Source organism: Rhizobium sp. FKY42 (assembly GCF_005222835.1).
GTDB lineage: Bacteria > Pseudomonadota > Alphaproteobacteria > Rhizobiales > Rhizobiaceae > Neorhizobium.
The window spans coordinates 945,680-961,767 of record NZ_STGA01000029.1; the positions used below are offsets into that span (position 1 = coordinate 945,680).

Below are 16,088 nucleotides of genomic sequence, written 5' to 3' on the forward strand. Positions count from 1 at the left end.
CTGCCCAAACGGCTGATTGCAATAAGGCGGCACGAAGTGCGTTGGTACTATGCAATTTTAGGGGTTTGCGGTCAATTGAGCATTATTTTGTAACCTACGCGCGAAATACCTGCAATCAAAAACAGTGATAGTAAAATCAACCCAAGATTGGTGTTGCGGGTAAAGCTGTTCCAATCAGAGACATAAAGTCCACTCAAGGTGGAATCGAGAAACCCTTTCTGACCAAAATCAAGACCCCGCAAGATTTCACCATGAGGATTTATGATTGCAGAAACCCCGCTGTTCGCGGCACGAATCAGAGGAAGACCGGTTTCAACGGCACGCAGGCGGGATTGGAGAAAGTGCTGGTAGGGGCCCGGCGTATCTCCAAACCAGGCGTCATTCGTCAGGTTGAGGACGAAAGAGGCCTTAGCAATATCGGATGTGATCTCATCAGGGAATATCGCCTCGTAGCAGATCAGCGGATAAAGGGATTTACCGTCTGGTAACGTAATGGGTGAGCGGGTAGAACCAGCAGTGAAGCCACCAGGCATATTGACGATATTGCCGATTCCGATCGAGTTCCAAAGCGCCTCATAGGGAAGATATTCGCCAAAGGGCGTGAGGTGAACTTTGTCGGCAGCGCCAATGATCTGCCCTTGGCTGTCAATCGCATAAATCGAATTGTAGTAGCGGGTCGGCTGGCCCGCGGCTCCTCCTTCAGCTCGCACCACACCCGCAATCAACACCTGCCCATCGCTCAATACATCTGCAATACGTGAAAGCGCATCGCGATTTTCCGTCAGAAGGAACGGCACCGAAGTTTCCGGCCAGACAATGATATCCGGTCTTCTCTGGCCCGGCTTCGGGGGTTGCGATGACAGTGATAGATGCTCTTCGAAAACGGCCTGCCGCTCCCTGCTGTCCATCTTTCGGGCCTGATCAATGGAGGGTTGAACGATCCTTATGGTAAAAGGCGTATCAGAGGCTTTTGGGTCGTTCAGGAGAGGCTGGTTCAATCGGTAATAGCCGTAACCAAAATGGGCGCAGGTCAACAGAAGCGACAGAACGACACCCGTTATCAATCCGCGACGCGTTCCGAAAAGTGCGGGTGTCGATAAAACAACGACTGCGCAAGCAGTCACGCCCAGAACACCTATGGCGTGCGCGGATTGCATCATGATCGGGATCGGCATGACGCCGTAGCCGATGGCGTTCCACGGAAAGCCCGTCAGCAGAATTCCACGCAGCCATTCCGCTAGAGCAAAGCTAACGGCGAGCGCCGCCAAACGGCCAAAGCCCTCCGACCACAGAAGACCTGCCAGCATTGTCGCGAAGCCATAATAAAGCGCAAGGAACGCAGGCAGACCGAATATGGCCAAAGGCAGCGCCCAGGCAAATTCATCACCGTCCACCAGCAGCGCATTGCCCAGCCACCAGAGTCCGGCAACGAAGTAACCAAAACCAAAAAGCCAGCCGAGGGAGAAGCTCGATCGGCACCGTCCCAGGAGGCCGGTTCCGGGCGCACTGGCACATCCGTCCATCAGCCAGACAAGAAGCGTAAAGGAGACAAACAGGGCTGCGACAAACGAGAACGGAGGAAGGGCCAAAGCTCCGATAGCTCCGGCGAAAACAGCAAGCAGAGCCCGACGAAAGCCCCATAGCAGAATGACCCTACCCGCCAGACGCTCCATTCCCACCCCTTTCGGATCCGCTCAACGAATCGATTCGGCCGATAAGGTGCGGCCTGCCCGCCAACTGTTTAGCAGGAAGGCCCAAAGGGTCAAAAGGTCATCAGGAAGATGTCTGCTCTTCAGCGCGTGGCGTTGATGCGACTGCCTCAGGTTCGGAAATCGGCGCTTCGTGCTCTCCCTTGGGCGAGCGACGACGCGCGACGATCTGCTTGCGCCGAACGATGCGGACACGCTTGATCCGTCGTGGATCGGCATCGAGAATCTGAAATTCGAAACCAGGCACCGCCTGAACCAATTCTCCGCGAACCGGAATGCGACCGAGCGCCGAAAAGATCAGCCCTCCCAGCGTATCGACGTCCTCCAATTGCTCGGCAACGTCAAAGTCCGGCCCGATCGCTTCCGCGATCTCTTCCAGTTCGACACGGGCATCGGCAAGCCAGATATCCTCGCCGATGCGAGAGAACATGACTTCTTCATCGTCATGCTCATCATCGACATCACCAATGACCATTTCGACGATGTCTTCGTGACTTACCAGTCCATCCGTGCCGCCATATTCGTCGATGACCAGCGCCATTTGGGTGCGGGTTGCCTGCATGGTTCGCAGAAGGTCCGACGCGAGCATGGATGGCGGAACAAACAACACTTTGCGAATGAGGCCCGCCTCCGCCACGGTCTTGCTGAGATCGACGCGTCCCAGATCGAAGGCCGGTCTTGGCACGCGTGCAGGCTTTTCCTTCAAAACCGCATCTGGCGCCACATCCACCTGCACCGTCTTGGCGGTCGAGGTCTTTCGCTTGTTGCGCGCCTGTTTGGCAAGATAGGATAGAAGGTCGCGGATATGGACGAAGCCACGGGGGTCATCCAGCGTTTCGCTGTAAACCGGCATACGAGAGCGACCCGTTTCCTCGAAGTGGATCAGCAACTCACCCAGTGTCATCGTAATATCGATTGCCTCGATATCGGCACGCGGTACCATGACATCCTCGATCCGGACCTCCCGGAAACGAAGGATATTGTGCAACATGTCGCGCTCTTCAGGCGAGAATGCCGCACTGACCGCAGTATCGGTCAAAAGCGCATCGGCCAGATCTTCGCGGAGCCGCTCGCCTTGCGCCGGGCGCAGAAGCCGTATGGCTCTCGCCCAGAAGGAATTGCCGTTGCGACTGCTCGCCTCACGTTTTAACGGACTGCCGCCTTCATCAGAAGATGACTGATCCGCTTCGGTACCGCTATGCGCGGCGCTGGTAGAAATCTCGTTCATGGTTCCAAGTTTACACTATCGGGTCCTGTCCCGCATAGGGATCAGATAGGCCGAGTTCCGCCAAAATGCGAGTCTCCAGCGCTTCCATTTGTTCTGCTTCTTCATCATTCAAATGATCGTAGCCGAACAAATGCAAAAATCCATGCACCATCAGATGGGTCAAATGGTCCTCAAAAGGCTTCTCAAGGTCAAGCGCTTCCCGCTCGACGGTCTCACGGGCAATAACGATATCACCCAGCATCGGACCCGGTTTCTTTCCGGGCGTGATGGAGAATGCAGGGAAAGAGAGCACATTGGTCGGCTTGTCCTTGCCCCGCCACTCGGCGTTGATTTCGCGGATCGATTCGTCGTTTGTGAAGACAAGTGAAAGCTCCACGGCATGAGGAGGAAAGGGCTGTTTTTCGTGGTCTGCAAGATAACTGGCAGCCAATGCCAGCACCTTGTCTGCCGTTGCCAGCAATCCGTCTTCCTCACCCCAGCGCTCGTCTTCGACGCTGATCTGTATATCGAGTTCAGGCATAGCAAATGGGATTCTTACGAATCCGCAGCCTCGCTTTCCTCATGCACGGCATATTGCGCATCATAGGCCTGAACGATCCGGCCAACCAACGGGTGGCGGACAACATCGGTATCCTTGAAGCGGATCACGGAAATCCCCTCAACGCCCTTCAGAATCTGCAATGCTTCCACAAGGCCGGACTTCACGCCGCGCGGCAGGTCGACCTGGCTCGGGTCGCCCGTGATGATCATCCGCGAATTTTCCCCGAGACGGGTCAGGAACATCTTCATCTGCATGGATGTCGTGTTCTGCGCTTCGTCCAGAATGACCGCCGCATTGGCAAGGGTACGTCCGCGCATGAAAGCCAGTGGCGCGATTTCGATCACGCCAGCGGTAATGGCGCGCTCCACCTTATCGCCGGGCATCATGTCATAGAGGGCGTCATAGAGTGGACGAAGGTAGGGATCGACCTTCTCCTTCATATCACCGGGCAGAAAGCCCAGACGCTCTCCCGCTTCCACGGCGGGACGCGACAGGATGATCTTGTCGACTGCGCCGCGTTCCAGAAGTTGCGCGGCATGAGCGACAGCGAGATAGGTTTTGCCAGTGCCAGCCGGACCGACGCCGAAGACGAGTTCGGAGCGCTCCAGTGCGCGCATATAGGCGTCTTGGGTCGGAGTGCGCGCCGAAATGGTTTTCTTGCGCGTGGAGATCTGCGCCATGGAGAGCTTCGCCTTCCGCTCGAGCGTCGGAAGCGTCAACTGGTCATCGGCTGCCACTGCCATGCGAATGGCTCCTTCCACGTCCGAGACTTCTACGGAGCCGCCCTTTTGAAGACGCTCATACAGGAAATCGAGAGCGCGGCGCGCCTGATTGGTCGCCTGAAGCTCACCGGTAATGCTGACGGAATTGCCGCGGGCGCGGGCATCAATGTGAAGACGTTCTTCGAGAAGCTTCAGGTGCTGGTCGAACTGACCGAACAGTTCGCTTGCCAGCCTGTTGTTCTCAAACGTCAAAACGAAGTGATTGGCGTCTATCGCAGCGGTGCGGGTGTTGCGCGATGATGAGGATTGTACCAGTTCACGTCCGTTCAAGTAGGCATGCTCCCAACAGGATCGATGGTCAGAGTTTAACGCTCAATCCGCTCCGCAAACAAGCTGTTTGGTCCGGTGCCGACGATTCGTACAGAAATAATGTCACCGATTTGCGATGATTTTGCATCAACATTCACAGATTGCAGCCACGGAGAACGACCAATTAGCTGTTCGGGCATGCGACCCGGCTTTTCAAGCAGGATATCGATGACCTTGCCGACGCATGATTCGGCGAATTCATGCTGCTGCTTCAAGAGCAATGCCTGCAGCCTTTCCAGCCGCTCTGCCTTGACCTCTTCCGCTACCTGAGAACCGAGCTCCGCGCCCGGCGTTCCCGGCCGTGTCGAATATTTGAACGAGAAGGATTGCGCATAACGAACTGTTTCCACCAGCTTCAGCGTATCCTCGAATTCGGCATCCGTCTCGCCAGGGAAGCCGACGATGAAGTCGCCGGAAAGAGCAATATCCGGGCGCGCCGCGCGAATGCGTTCGATCAGGCGAATATACTCCTCCGCCGTATGACGCCGGTTCATTGCCTTGAGGACCCGATCCGATCCAGCCTGCACCGGAAGATGCAAATAGGGCATGAGAGCACGCAGGTCGCGATGGGCCTCAATCAACCGATCATCCATGTCACGGGGATGGCTTGTCGTGTAGCGAAGTCGCGCAAGGCCCGGAATTTCCGCCAGCCGATAAAGCAGGTCGCCAAGCCCCCAGGTTGAACCATCCGGTCCTGTTCCATGCCATGCATTGACGTTCTGCCCCAGCAGTGTGATCTCACGGACGCCAGCATCAGCCAGCTGTTTCGCCTCGTCGAGTATCTGCGCCAGTGGACGGGAAACCTCGGAACCGCGGGTATAGGGGACGACGCAGAAGGTGCAGAACTTGTCACATCCCTCCTGCACCGTCAGGAAGGATGTGACGCCGCGCGAGCGGATCACCTTCTTGTCCGGCACCGGCAGGTGTTCGAATTTGTCTTCGACCGCGTAATCGGTATCCACGACACGTTCACCCTGACGCGCGCGCTTGAGAGCTTGCGGCAGGCGGTGGTAGGTCTGCGGACCGATGACGACATCGACTGCGGAGGAGCGGCGCAGAATTTCCTCGCCTTCTGCCTGCGCAACACAGCCGGTGACACCGACCATCAGCTCCCTGCCCTCGGCATTGCGCTCTTTCTTCATGTCGCGCAAACGGCCCAGAGCGGAATAGACCTTGTCGGCCGCCTTTTCGCGGATATGACAGGTGTTCAACAGTACGAGGTCAGCGTCCTCAGCCCTATCGGTTGTGACATAGCCTTCGCTGGCAAGCGCGTCGCCCATACGCACGGAATCGTAGACATTCATCTGACACCCGTAGGTCTTGATGAACACCTTGCGTGTATTGGTGCGGTCAGCGGCCTGAGCCACCGGGTTCGGGATGAGTGTTGTCTGGTCGGTCATGGCGGGTTCTTTACTGCAAGATCGCCCGGAAATGAAGGGTTGTTTCAGCCGGAGCGCGGGTAAAGGCGCTGATTGAGCATGGTGCGCAGGCGCGAGACGACCGATGCGCCGGCAACCTTGCGGTTCGTGTCTGCGCGAAACTCGACAGCCTCACCGAAATCCACGTCGACTTCCAGCGCTTCCGCTTTCAAGACGCCCATAAGGTGGGGAGTAAGCTCTATATCACCGGGCCATGCTGCGATCGGTCGATGATAACGCCCCATGGGCATTCCATAGATACCCGTATAGGCAATGGAAACCGGCTGCACATAGACCACACCATCTGGTGAGGACGCAACGGCGGCACTGGCTGCCCCGAAAAGCGATGATTTGACATCGAGCAGGCGGTTGCCATCGGATGTCGTCCCTTCAGGGAAGAGGACGACGATCTCGCCGCCGCCAAGCCGCGATGCGATCTCGTTCACCTGATCCCCGGCTTTGCGCTTCTGTTCGCGCTCGACAAATATCGTCTTCTGAAGCTTGGCCAGAACGCCGAAAACAGGCCAGTTCGCGACCTCCGACTTGGCCACATAGACAACATCCGCGACAGAGCCGAGAACAAGAATATCTTTCCAGGATGCATGGTTTGCGGCAATCATCAGCGGGCGGCGCGCTTCAAGGCCCCCATGAGTGCGAACATGGATGCCAAGAAGCCGACAGGCCGCCCTATGCCACAAACGTGGCAGGGTCCGTCGCAGGCGCCAGTCGAACTTCAGTCCGAGCAGTTGCACCGGTAGCAAACAGAGTGTGACGATTGCGAGGATGAGAACAATCGCGACGATTCGCAACCAGGCGATCACGTGTCGTCCTTGTCGAGCGGGATTCCGTAAAGTTCGAGGCGATGGCCCACGAGCCGGAAGCCATGCTCGCGCGCTATGCGCTCCTGCAGAGCCTCGATCTCAGCAGAATGAAACTCTATCACCGTGCCGGTCTTCACATCGATCATATGATCATGATGCTCTTCCGGTACCGTTTCGTAGCGCGAGCGGCCATCGCGAAAATCATGCTTCTCGATGATGCCTGCATCCTCGAACAGCTTGACCGTGCGATAGACAGTCGAAATCGAAATGCGCGGATCAATCTTGCTGGAGCGTCGATAAAGCTCCTCAACGTCCGGATGATCATCGGATTGCTGCAGGGTCCGCGCGATCACGCGGCGCTGCTCGGTCATGCGCATGCCCTTTTGAGCACAAAGCTCTTCCAGCGATTTGGTCAAATCGGTCATCGTGTCACGGCCTTGCGCGCTCCCGTCATCGTCAAGGGACTAGCGAAGATCGCGCTTCATGACAAGCGCCGCGGAGCGCGTTCCATCGGCGCTCGCATAATAGGCAGGTCTGCGAGCAACCTGCTCGAAGCCAAGCCTGCGATAAAGGCCGACAGCTGGGTCGTTGGTTTCCTCGACTTCCAGGAACATCTCTTCCGCGCCGCGGTCCACGGCATCGCGAAGCGCCGCCTGCATGAGCCGCCAGCCGAGGCCTGAGCGACCGACTTTTTCGCCAACAGCAATCGTGAGAATTTCCGATTCGCCAGCCGCTTCACGAGCGAGCACGAAACCACCCAACGGCCTGCTAAAGAAAGCATTCGTCTGAATGGCGCAAAAGCCGAAGACACCCGACTGTTCGAGAAGGTTCAGGACTTCCTGCTCACTCCACTGGCGAGCAAAGCGTTGCCCGTGCATTTCCGAAACGGCAGCCGCATCCGCATCCCGCATCGGTACGATGTCGAAAAACGGTTTCCAAGTCAGATAATCTTCAAACATGAAGTCTCGTCAGGCACGAAGCAGAGCAAAACCATCCTGCGGTTTAGCATCCGGCCCGCGCAGGTAAAGAGGTTTTGGCAAATCCACAGCCACGTCGGCCAGTGCCGCCAGTCGGGCGACAGTTGCAATGTCGAACCGATCAGGTTCAACCGTCTTATTTGCATCGTCGAGCAAGGCCGAAGCGGTGCCGGTCACCTTCGCTCCGAAATGGTCGACCCAACGCCTGAGTTGCTCGACATCGATGCTTTGCGGTGAGGTAAGTGGCTTACCATCCACCGCAAAGACCTGCGCATAGATCTCGTCTCGTTTGGCATCCATGGCGGCAATGACGGGATGAGATGAATTTGCATTGAGATGCATTTGCGCGAGCGTGTGTAAGGTCGACACGCCGACCGTCTCCACGCCAAGGGCCAGGCCAAACCCACGGGCAGCGGCAACACCGACACGAATTCCGGTGAAGGAGCCGGGACCAATGGTCACGCCGATACGCTCGATACCACTCAGCGGAACATCGGCGGTGCCCACAGCTTCTTCAACCATGGCCATCAGGCGTTCTGCATGCCCTTTGCCGATCCGCTCGCTCACGACCGAGAGCATTTGCCCCGTCGTGGCATCAAGAACTGCGGCGGAGCAATCCACCCCGGCCGTATCGATTGCCAGAAGCTTCATTGGGGATCAGAGCGCCTCGACGGCCTGAACTTCGGGCACGAAGTGGCGCAGCAGGTTCTGGACACCGTGTTTCAACGTCGCCGTCGAGGACGGGCAACCCGAGCAAGCGCCTTTCATGTTCAGGTAGACAGTTCCTTCACGAAAGCCCTTGAACGTGATGTCGCCGCCATCCTGCGCAACAGCCGGACGAACGCGTGTTTCCAGCAGTTCCTTGATCGTGGCGACTATGGTTTCATCGCCTGCATCGAAGAACTCGCCTTCCTCATCCGTTGCTTCGGCAAAGCTTGCCGAACCACCCATGACCGGCTGGCCGGACATGAAGTGTTCCATGATGGAGCCGAGGATGGCTGGCTTCAGATGCTGCCACTCCTGCGCTTCCTTCGTGACGGTCACGAAATCGTAGCCGAAATAGACGCCCGTAACGCCCGGAATATTGAACAGGCGCGCTGCAAGCGGCGATGCCTGCGCTTCATCGGAAGAGCGGAAATCAGCGGTGCCCTTTTCCATCACCACCTTGCCAGGCAAAAACTTCAGCGTTGCAGGGTTCGGGGTGGCTTCGGTCTGGATGAACATGTCCCGTCTCCTTGGCGGCTTTTTTAGCGCCAGTTTAGAATTCTTCAAAAGAAGATAGTCGCATTCAGCTTTCGCTTCAAGTGCGCCTTTGCTCAACGAGGGTCAAGAGCGATCAGCAGAGTGCGTCGATTTCGTCGTCGCTCAAGGTATCTGGCAAAACCGTTACTGGAATGGGAAAAGCGGCGGTGCGACCGGCAAGAGAAGCGACCAATGGTCCCGGCCCTTCCTTTGCGGAACCCGCAGCCAGAACCAGAATGGCAATGTCCCGGTCTTCTTCGATCGCGGCATTGATCTCTTCAGCCGCATTTCCTTCGCGAATCACGATTTCCGGGTCGATACCAATGGTCTCGCGCACTTTCTGCGCCACCTTTGCCATCACCGCCTCGGCTTCTTCACGCGCCTCCGCACGCATGATTTGTTCGACACCCAGCCATTGCTGAAAATCCCCCTCGGGGATCACATAGAGCATGACCAGAGAGCCATTGGTGTTCTGGGCGCGGCGGCCCGCATAATGTACGGCGCGCTCGCATTCCGGCGTAGCATCGATCACAGCCATGAACTTGCGCCGGTGTCCCTCCAGCCGTGACAGTCGCTTTGAAACCATGCTTCTCCTCCGCAACCTCGACCGATCCTATCGAGATTGCGAAATCTATACGAAAACCGCCAAATGAAAACCCGCCGGTGATGACACCGGCGGGCTCACATGAAACTGATCTTTCCTATCAGCGCAGGAAGCCCACGATGTCGTAAACGTCGTTCATCACCGCTTCGGCGCGGGCGCGGGCGCGCTCACCGCCATCCTTGAGGATTGCGTCGATATGTGAGGTATCCCCAAGCAGACGGCGCATTTCGGCACTGATCGGCGCCAGAACCTGAACGGCCAGATCGGCCAGTGCAGGCTTGAAAACGGAAAATTGCTGACCGCCGAATTCCTGCAGAACATCGGCTTTCGTTCTGTCGGCAAGAGCGGCATAGATGCCGATCAGATTGTCCGCTTCCGGGCGTCCGGCCAAGCCTTCGACTTCCGACGGCAAACCGTCAGGATCCGTCTTTGCCTTGCGGATCTTCTTGAGAATTTCGTCAGCGTCATCCATCAGGTTGATGCGGGACAGGTCGGACGGATCGGACTTCGACATCTTTTTGGTGCCATCGCGTAAGCTCATGACGCGTGGCGCCGGCCCATCGATCAGCGGCTCGACCAGCGGGAAATAGCCATGGATCGGCTCTTCGCCCACCACCATATCGACGCCCTGACCCGTGGTGCGGATGCGCTCCTGGAAGTCGATGTTGAATTTCTGCGCGATATCACGCGCCAGTTCCAGATGCTGCTTCTGGTCGTCGCCGACCGGTACATGGGTCGCGCGGTAAACGAGAATATCTGCAGCCATCAGGCTTGGATAGGCGAGGAGGCCGAGAGATGCGTTTTCGCGGTCTTTGCCAGCCTTGTCCTTGAACTGCGTCATACGGTTCATCCAGCCGATGCGCGCAACGCAATTGAAGATCCAGGCCAGTTCCGCATGCTGCGGTACTGCCGACTGATTGAAAACGATATGCTTTACCGGGTCGATACCGGACGCGATGAAGGCGGCTGCGATCGAACGGATCTGTCCTTTCAGATCCTCGTGCACGAGTTGCGCGGTGATGGCGTGCAGGTCCACGACGCAATAGATGCAGTCGTTGTTCTCCTGAAGCGCCACGAATTTGCGAATGGCGCCGAGATAGTTTCCGAGATGCAGGTTACCGGTCGGTTGTACGCCGGAAAAGACAAGCGGTTTGAAGCTGTTCATATCGTCCTCGATAGGCTGGTGGAGGGCCACAGGCTTTCGGAAACGAGACATCGGAAAGGGTGAAGTCTTTCCGCGTCCCGCCCCTGACGGCCAGGGTTTTCAAGGCGCGCTTGAAGCACGACGCTCGCAGCCGATCAAGAGGGCATCAGGATGCTTGCTGGATCAGATCCCACAATTGCGTTTCCACAGGCAGTCCACGATCAAACCATTTTGCGCGTTGAAAACTTTTTAACGGTTAAGGGATCTTAGCAATTAAGGCAGCGACTTCTCTAATTTGAGCAAATTTGTCCTTATTGACGTCACTTTGAGAAACGAAATGCTCCGCACATTCTTTCGCGGCAGTCCGAGGGCCGCACAGTTACGGAGTTCAAATGCGTTTACTTCTATATGTGGGGCTCAGCCTCGTCATCGCGGCCACATCCGCCATTGCCGGAGAGGGCTCCACAGAGAGCAACGGCGTCAAGAAACGCCGGGCCAATTTGTTCAAGCACGATTACAGCGCGGCGTATACGGTACAAAGAGTCAGCGTCCGGACAGGATGCTTTCCCGAAAAGCTGGAGGCGATCCTCGCTCATATTGCGCAGCAGACGGGTCGCAAGCCCGTCGTCACGTCAGGTCATCGTCCCCGCGCCGGGGCCTCACAGCACAGCCATTGCCTGGCCGCCGACATCCGGGTTCCCGGTGTGTCTGATCGCAAAGTGGTGGCAGCAGCCAGCACCGCGCCCGGAATTGGCGGCATCGGACGCTATTGCAACGGCATCATCCACGTCGATGTCGGGCCAAGGCGTCGCTGGGTCTATTGCTGATCGTCTACCGAAGGAGCAGGCGCCCGCTTTTCACGCTTCAGATTTCGCCGGATCATGCCGAGATCGGCGCCGCCGATCAGGAAGGCAATGCCGAAATAGGTCACCATCGCCAGTCCGATCAGACCGAATAGTGCCGCAAGTTGATGCAACAGTCCGCTTTCCGGAGTCAGCCAAGGCGCAGCATAGGGCATGGCGTAGATCAGTCCCGCGCTCATGATCGCCGTTGCGATCAAAAGCATCAGCACTCGCCGCGCAAACGACCACTCCCAAGTCAGATCGCCGCGCTTCCACAGCGTGAAGAACAGCAGGCAGGTGTTGATCCAGCCTGCAGCAGCTTCAGCAGTGGCAATGCCCCTTTCCGCGATTAACGGAAACAGGCTTATGGCGAGCGCGGAGTTGACCACGACCGAAACGATGGTGAAACGCATCGGCGTCTTGGTATCTTCGCGTGCGTAAAAGCCCGGCTGCAGCGCCTTGATCATGACAAAGCCCGGCAGACCAAGACCGTAAATGGCGAGGATAGACGCAACGACAGCGGTATTATCAGCGCTGAAGGCTCCACGTTCGTAGAGAACGCGAATGATGGCTTCGGACAGGATCCAGATGCCTGCAGCGGCGGGGAGCGTCAGAAACAGCACGAATTCCAGAGAGCGGTTCTGGATGTTCGATGCCTCCTTCATGTGCCCGCCCTTAAGGGCACGTGCCAGTTCCGGCAGAAGCACGACACCGACAGCCACGCCTACCACACCCAGCGGCAGCTGGTAGATGCGGTCGGCATATTGGAGCGCCGCGATGGCGCCTTCCTTGCCGGACGCAATAGCCTGCCCGATAATCTGGTTGATCTGCGTAATCCCGCCTGTCACTGCAGCCGGAACAGCCAGAACCAACAGGCGCTTGACGTTCGGCGTCATTTTCGGTCGGCGGAAACCGATACGGATGTCCGCATGGCGTACGCCGAAATAGACAATGACAAGCTGGACGACCCCTGCCGCGAGCACGCTCCAGGACAGGTACCAGCCTGTCGTCAGCGGATCGGCACCGGTCCACAGCGCATACAAGAGCGCGCCGATCATGATGACGTTCAGGAAGACCGGCGCAATGGCTGCCGCGAAGAAATGATGAAGTGAGTTCAGCATGCCGCTCATCATGGCCGTCAGCGACATGCACATGAGGTAGGGGAACATGACGATCGCCATGCGCACCGTGAGTGCTGTCTTTTCCGGATCGTCCGCAAAGCCCGGCGCTATGATCCAGCGCACCAGAAGCGGCATGGAAAGCTGCATGCCGATGGTAATAACCAGCAGCGCCGTGAAGAGGACCCCGAAGACTTCTTCCGAAAAGCGCTTGGCACCCTCGACGCCATTCGCCTCTATTTCCTTGGAAAACAACGGTACGAAGGCGGCATTGAAGGCACCTTCGGCAAAGAGACGGCGAAAGAGGTTTGGAAAACGGAAGGCCGCATAGAAGATGTCCGCCATCGGGCCTGTCCCAAGGGCCGCGGCCATCAGCGTCTCACGCGCAAAGCCGAACAGGCGGCTGCCGAGCGTTGCGCCGCCAACGGTCGCGAACTTCTTGACGAGGCTCATGCGTCTGCCCGAGATTTGCGCGGTGGATTGCCTGCCCGCACCGCAACCGGATCCGGCGCAATGATACCCGATGGCATGCCTCGACGAAGCTCATCCTCCTGCTCGGTCAACACCGTTTTCAGGCGCTGGACGATTGTGCCCTGCCTGTTTTCATTGGTGATTTTCGACCCGACCAGATCCGTCACATAAAAAGTATCGATGACCTTTTCGCCGAAGGTGGTAATGCGCGCAGAATGGATATCGAGCGAAAGATCGGCAAGGACGACTGTGATATCGGCAAGGAGACCGGTGCGATCCAGTCCCTCCACCTCGATTACCGTGAACTTGTTCGACAAGGTGTTCGAGATCGTAACAGACGGGTGAACTGTGAAGGTCTTGTTCTTCTTCTTGGCTTTTGCCCTTGTTGCGATCACTTCCGGCAAGCGCTTCTTGCCGGACAGAACGTCCTCGATCATTCGGCAGACGGTCTTGGCGCGTCGAAGTTCATCCTCATCATCCGGGAATTCGCGGTTGATGAGGATGGTATCCAGAGCACGGCCATCGGTCGTTGTGTAGATCTGCGCATCCGCAATGTTGGAGCCCGCAGCAGCGCAGGCGCCTGCGATGATCGACAAGAGGCGCGGATGGTCAGGCGCCAGAACCGTGATTTCCGTAATCGCTCGAAAACTATCGGTGCGCACCATAGTCGCCAGCGCCTGCCCGCCTTTATCCGCATCACGAATAAACTGCGCATGCCGCAACTGGTCTTCGAGCGCGACGGACAGGAGGTAGGGCTGGTAATGTAGCTTTGAATAGGTCTTGCGGTCCTTCTGGCTCCAGGAACCCAGAGCATTGGCCAGAGCCTCTTCCGCTGCCTTGGCACGCTCCTTGCGGGAGACCTCCGAGAAGCCGCCGGACAGCAGGAGCTCCGTCTCATAATACAGCGTGCGCAGCAACTGGCCTTTCCAGCCGTTCCACACACCCGGCCCAACAGCGCGGATATCGCAGATCGTCAGGACCAGCAGCGCCTTCAGTCGGTCCAATGATTGCACCTTGTCGGCGAAGTCCGTCACGGTCTTGCGATCATGCAGGTCGCGGGTCTGGGCAACCATGGACATCAGAAGGTGCTGGTCGATGAGCCAGGCAACAAGTTCCACCTGCTTCGGCTTCAAACCAAAACGCGGGCCGAGTTTGCGGGCAACACGCGCCCCGGCAATGGAGTGATCCTCCTGCCTGCCCTTAGCGATGTCGTGTAGAAGCACGGCAACATAGAGCGCCTCGCGCTCCTCGATTGAGGGCATCAGCTTGTTGGCAAGCGGATGCTCTTCGGCAAAGCGCCCCTTGTCGATATCGGAAAGGGCTTCGACAGCGCGGATCAGATGCTCATCCACTGTGTAATGGTGGTACATGCTGAACTGCATCATCGCGACAATCTTGCCGAACTCAGGAATGAAGCGCCCCAGAACACCAGATTCGTTCATGCGCCTGAGCGTCAAGGCCGGTTCAAGCCGTGATGTGAGGACCGAGAGAAACAGCCGATTGGCTTCGGCATCCTCACGCAATCTGTCATCGATCAGATGCAGGCTGCGCGTAATCGCCTGAAGCGCATCCGGATGATATTCAAGACCATGGAGATCGGCCACATGAAACAGGCGGATGATGCTGACCGGGTCTCGCTTGAAGACCTCGGGATCTGCCAGTGCGATCCGGCCGCGATCTTCCACGAATTCCGAGCTTCCGGGAAGCCTGCGCACGCGACGGCGGAAACGCCCGATCACGCCGGTGAGACCGGGGGCAGGCTTGGCCTGTTCTTCTTCAAGCGCGGCGCACAGGATGCGCGTCAGATCCCCCACATCCTTCGTGACAAGGAAGTAGTGCTTCATGAAGCGTTCGACGGCCGATAGATTAGGCCGGTTATGATAGCCAAGATTGGCTGCGATCTCGCGCTGAATATCAAAAGAAAGGCGTTCCTCTGCCTTCCCCGTGACGAAATGCATCTGGCAGCGTACGGCCCAGAGAAAATCTTCTGCCTTCTGGAAGAGGCGCCATTCACGGCGAGACAGGACGCCGAGCTTCACAAGCTGGGCAGTGTCCCGAACACGGTAATGATACTTGGTAATCCAGAACAGGGTCTGGATATCGCGAAGCCCGCCCTTGCCTTCCTTGACGTTCGGTTCAACCAGGTAGCGCGTATCGCCAGCCTTCTGGTGCCGCTGGTCGCGCTCGCCGAGCTTTGCTGCGATGAAGTCTTCGGCGCCATGACCGACGATTTCGCTATCGAAGCGATGCTGCAGTTCTTCGGACAAAAGCTTGCGACCGCAGATGAACCGCATCTCCAGCACGGCGGTGCGGATCGTCATGTCCTGCTTGGACAGTGCGATGCACTCATCGACGGTGCGGGTGGCGTGGCCTACCTTGAAACCGAGATCCCACAGAACGTAGAGCAGGAACTCGATCGCCTTTCGCATTTCGTCTGTATTCTTGGCAGGCAACAGGAAGAGCAGGTCGATATCCGACCCTGGCGCCAGCGTGCCGCGGCCATAGCCACCAACTGCAGTTACTGAAACCTGCGCCGCAGCTGTTGGGTAAAGCTTGGCGGTTACGGTTTCGAAGATAATGGTGATCAACTGATCCTGAACGTAAGAAATACGCTCTGCGCAGTTCAGGCCGCTGCCATCCTCGGCCAGAAGCTCTCTGGCCCGGTCACGGCTTTCATTGCTTGCCTTGCGAAAAACGGGCAGCAAGGCTGCTCGCATTTCCAGGATCTTGTCGGCCCCTCGTTCCAGAACCGCCTCGCAGTCCCTTCTCAATTGAGCTACATCCAGAAGTCCGGAAAATTCTATCTCGTGTCTTGCCATGTTATCCCGCCGGGTGCCGCACCCTGCGCTACAGCCTCAACCGCATCATGTCGATACCGGATT

15 protein-coding genes are annotated in these 16,088 nt (G+C 57.5%); 1 reads left to right on the top strand and 14 read right to left on the bottom strand.

Annotated elements, in window-relative coordinates; translation table 11 throughout:
• Positions 1 to 71 precede the first annotated feature (71 nt).
• The 12 genes from lnt to trpS form a co-directional block, all read right to left on the bottom strand.
• Positions 72 to 1,673 (bottom strand): apolipoprotein N-acyltransferase, encoded by a 1,602-nt coding sequence (lnt, locus tag E8M78_RS15365; protein WP_137135821.1) that lies wholly within the window; start codon positions 1,671 to 1,673, stop codon positions 72 to 74.
• 100 nt (positions 1,674 to 1,773) lie between these two features.
• Positions 1,774 to 2,937, bottom strand: a complete 1,164-nt coding sequence (locus tag E8M78_RS15370) for a hemolysin family protein (protein WP_137135822.1) — start codon at positions 2,935 to 2,937, stop codon at positions 1,774 to 1,776.
• A gap of 10 nt (positions 2,938 to 2,947) precedes the next feature.
• Complete coding sequence (gene ybeY, locus E8M78_RS15375; RefSeq protein WP_137135823.1) at positions 2,948 to 3,457, bottom strand: rRNA maturation RNase YbeY; 510 nt, start codon at positions 3,455 to 3,457, stop codon at positions 2,948 to 2,950.
• 14 nt (positions 3,458 to 3,471) lie between these two features.
• On the bottom strand, positions 3,472 to 4,530 hold the full coding sequence (locus E8M78_RS15380; RefSeq protein WP_062555203.1) for a PhoH family protein: 1,059 nt from the start codon (positions 4,528 to 4,530) through the stop codon (positions 3,472 to 3,474).
• A 35-nt stretch (positions 4,531 to 4,565) separates the two neighbouring features.
• Positions 4,566 to 5,969 (bottom strand): tRNA (N6-isopentenyl adenosine(37)-C2)-methylthiotransferase MiaB, encoded by a 1,404-nt coding sequence (gene miaB, locus E8M78_RS15385; RefSeq protein WP_137135824.1) that lies wholly within the window; start codon positions 5,967 to 5,969, stop codon positions 4,566 to 4,568.
• A 44-nt stretch (positions 5,970 to 6,013) separates the two neighbouring features.
• Entirely contained in the window at positions 6,014 to 6,808 is a 795-nt protein-coding gene (locus E8M78_RS15390; RefSeq protein ID WP_137135825.1) for a 1-acyl-sn-glycerol-3-phosphate acyltransferase, read from the bottom strand.
• Positions 6,805 to 7,233, bottom strand: coding sequence for a Fur family transcriptional regulator (locus E8M78_RS15395; protein ID WP_137135826.1), 429 nt, complete (start codon positions 7,231 to 7,233; stop codon positions 6,805 to 6,807). Before E8M78_RS15395 ends, E8M78_RS15390 begins: the two co-directional genes overlap by 4 nt.
• Positions 7,234 to 7,272: 39 nt before the next feature.
• A complete protein-coding gene (locus E8M78_RS15400; protein WP_137135827.1) occupies positions 7,273 to 7,767 on the bottom strand; it encodes an N-acetyltransferase in 495 nt (164 codons plus the stop codon).
• Positions 7,768 to 7,776: 9 nt separating this feature from the next.
• Complete coding sequence (gene tsaB, locus E8M78_RS15405) at positions 7,777 to 8,436, bottom strand: tRNA (adenosine(37)-N6)-threonylcarbamoyltransferase complex dimerization subunit type 1 TsaB (protein ID WP_137135828.1); 660 nt, start codon at positions 8,434 to 8,436, stop codon at positions 7,777 to 7,779.
• Positions 8,437 to 8,442: 6 nt separating this feature from the next.
• The gene (locus E8M78_RS15410) at positions 8,443 to 9,009 is read right to left on the bottom strand and encodes a NifU family protein (protein ID WP_062555197.1); all 567 of its coding nucleotides are present in this window, start codon (positions 9,007 to 9,009) and stop codon (positions 8,443 to 8,445) included.
• Positions 9,010 to 9,121: 112 nt separating this feature from the next.
• A complete protein-coding gene (locus E8M78_RS15415; protein WP_137135829.1) occupies positions 9,122 to 9,613 on the bottom strand; it encodes a universal stress protein in 492 nt (163 codons plus the stop codon).
• 118 nt (positions 9,614 to 9,731) lie between these two features.
• Positions 9,732 to 10,796, bottom strand: coding sequence for a tryptophan--tRNA ligase (gene trpS / locus E8M78_RS15420; protein WP_137135830.1), 1,065 nt, complete (start codon positions 10,794 to 10,796; stop codon positions 9,732 to 9,734).
• Between the two features lie 371 nt (positions 10,797 to 11,167).
• Here trpS and E8M78_RS15425 point away from each other — a divergent pair, with 371 nt between their 5' ends.
• On the top strand, positions 11,168 to 11,602 hold the full coding sequence (locus E8M78_RS15425) for a DUF882 domain-containing protein (protein WP_137135831.1): 435 nt from the start codon (positions 11,168 to 11,170) through the stop codon (positions 11,600 to 11,602).
• Here the strand turns inward: E8M78_RS15425 and murJ are convergent.
• Both murJ and E8M78_RS15435 read right to left on the bottom strand, forming a co-directional pair.
• Positions 11,593 to 13,188, bottom strand: coding sequence for a murein biosynthesis integral membrane protein MurJ (gene murJ / locus E8M78_RS15430; RefSeq protein WP_137135832.1), 1,596 nt, complete (start codon positions 13,186 to 13,188; stop codon positions 11,593 to 11,595). The genes E8M78_RS15425 and murJ overlap by 10 nt on opposite strands.
• Complete coding sequence (locus E8M78_RS15435; protein ID WP_137135833.1) at positions 13,185 to 16,025, bottom strand: [protein-PII] uridylyltransferase; 2,841 nt, start codon at positions 16,023 to 16,025, stop codon at positions 13,185 to 13,187. The genes murJ and E8M78_RS15435 overlap by 4 nt, the downstream gene beginning before the upstream one ends.
• Positions 16,026 to 16,088: the final 63 nt, after the last annotated feature.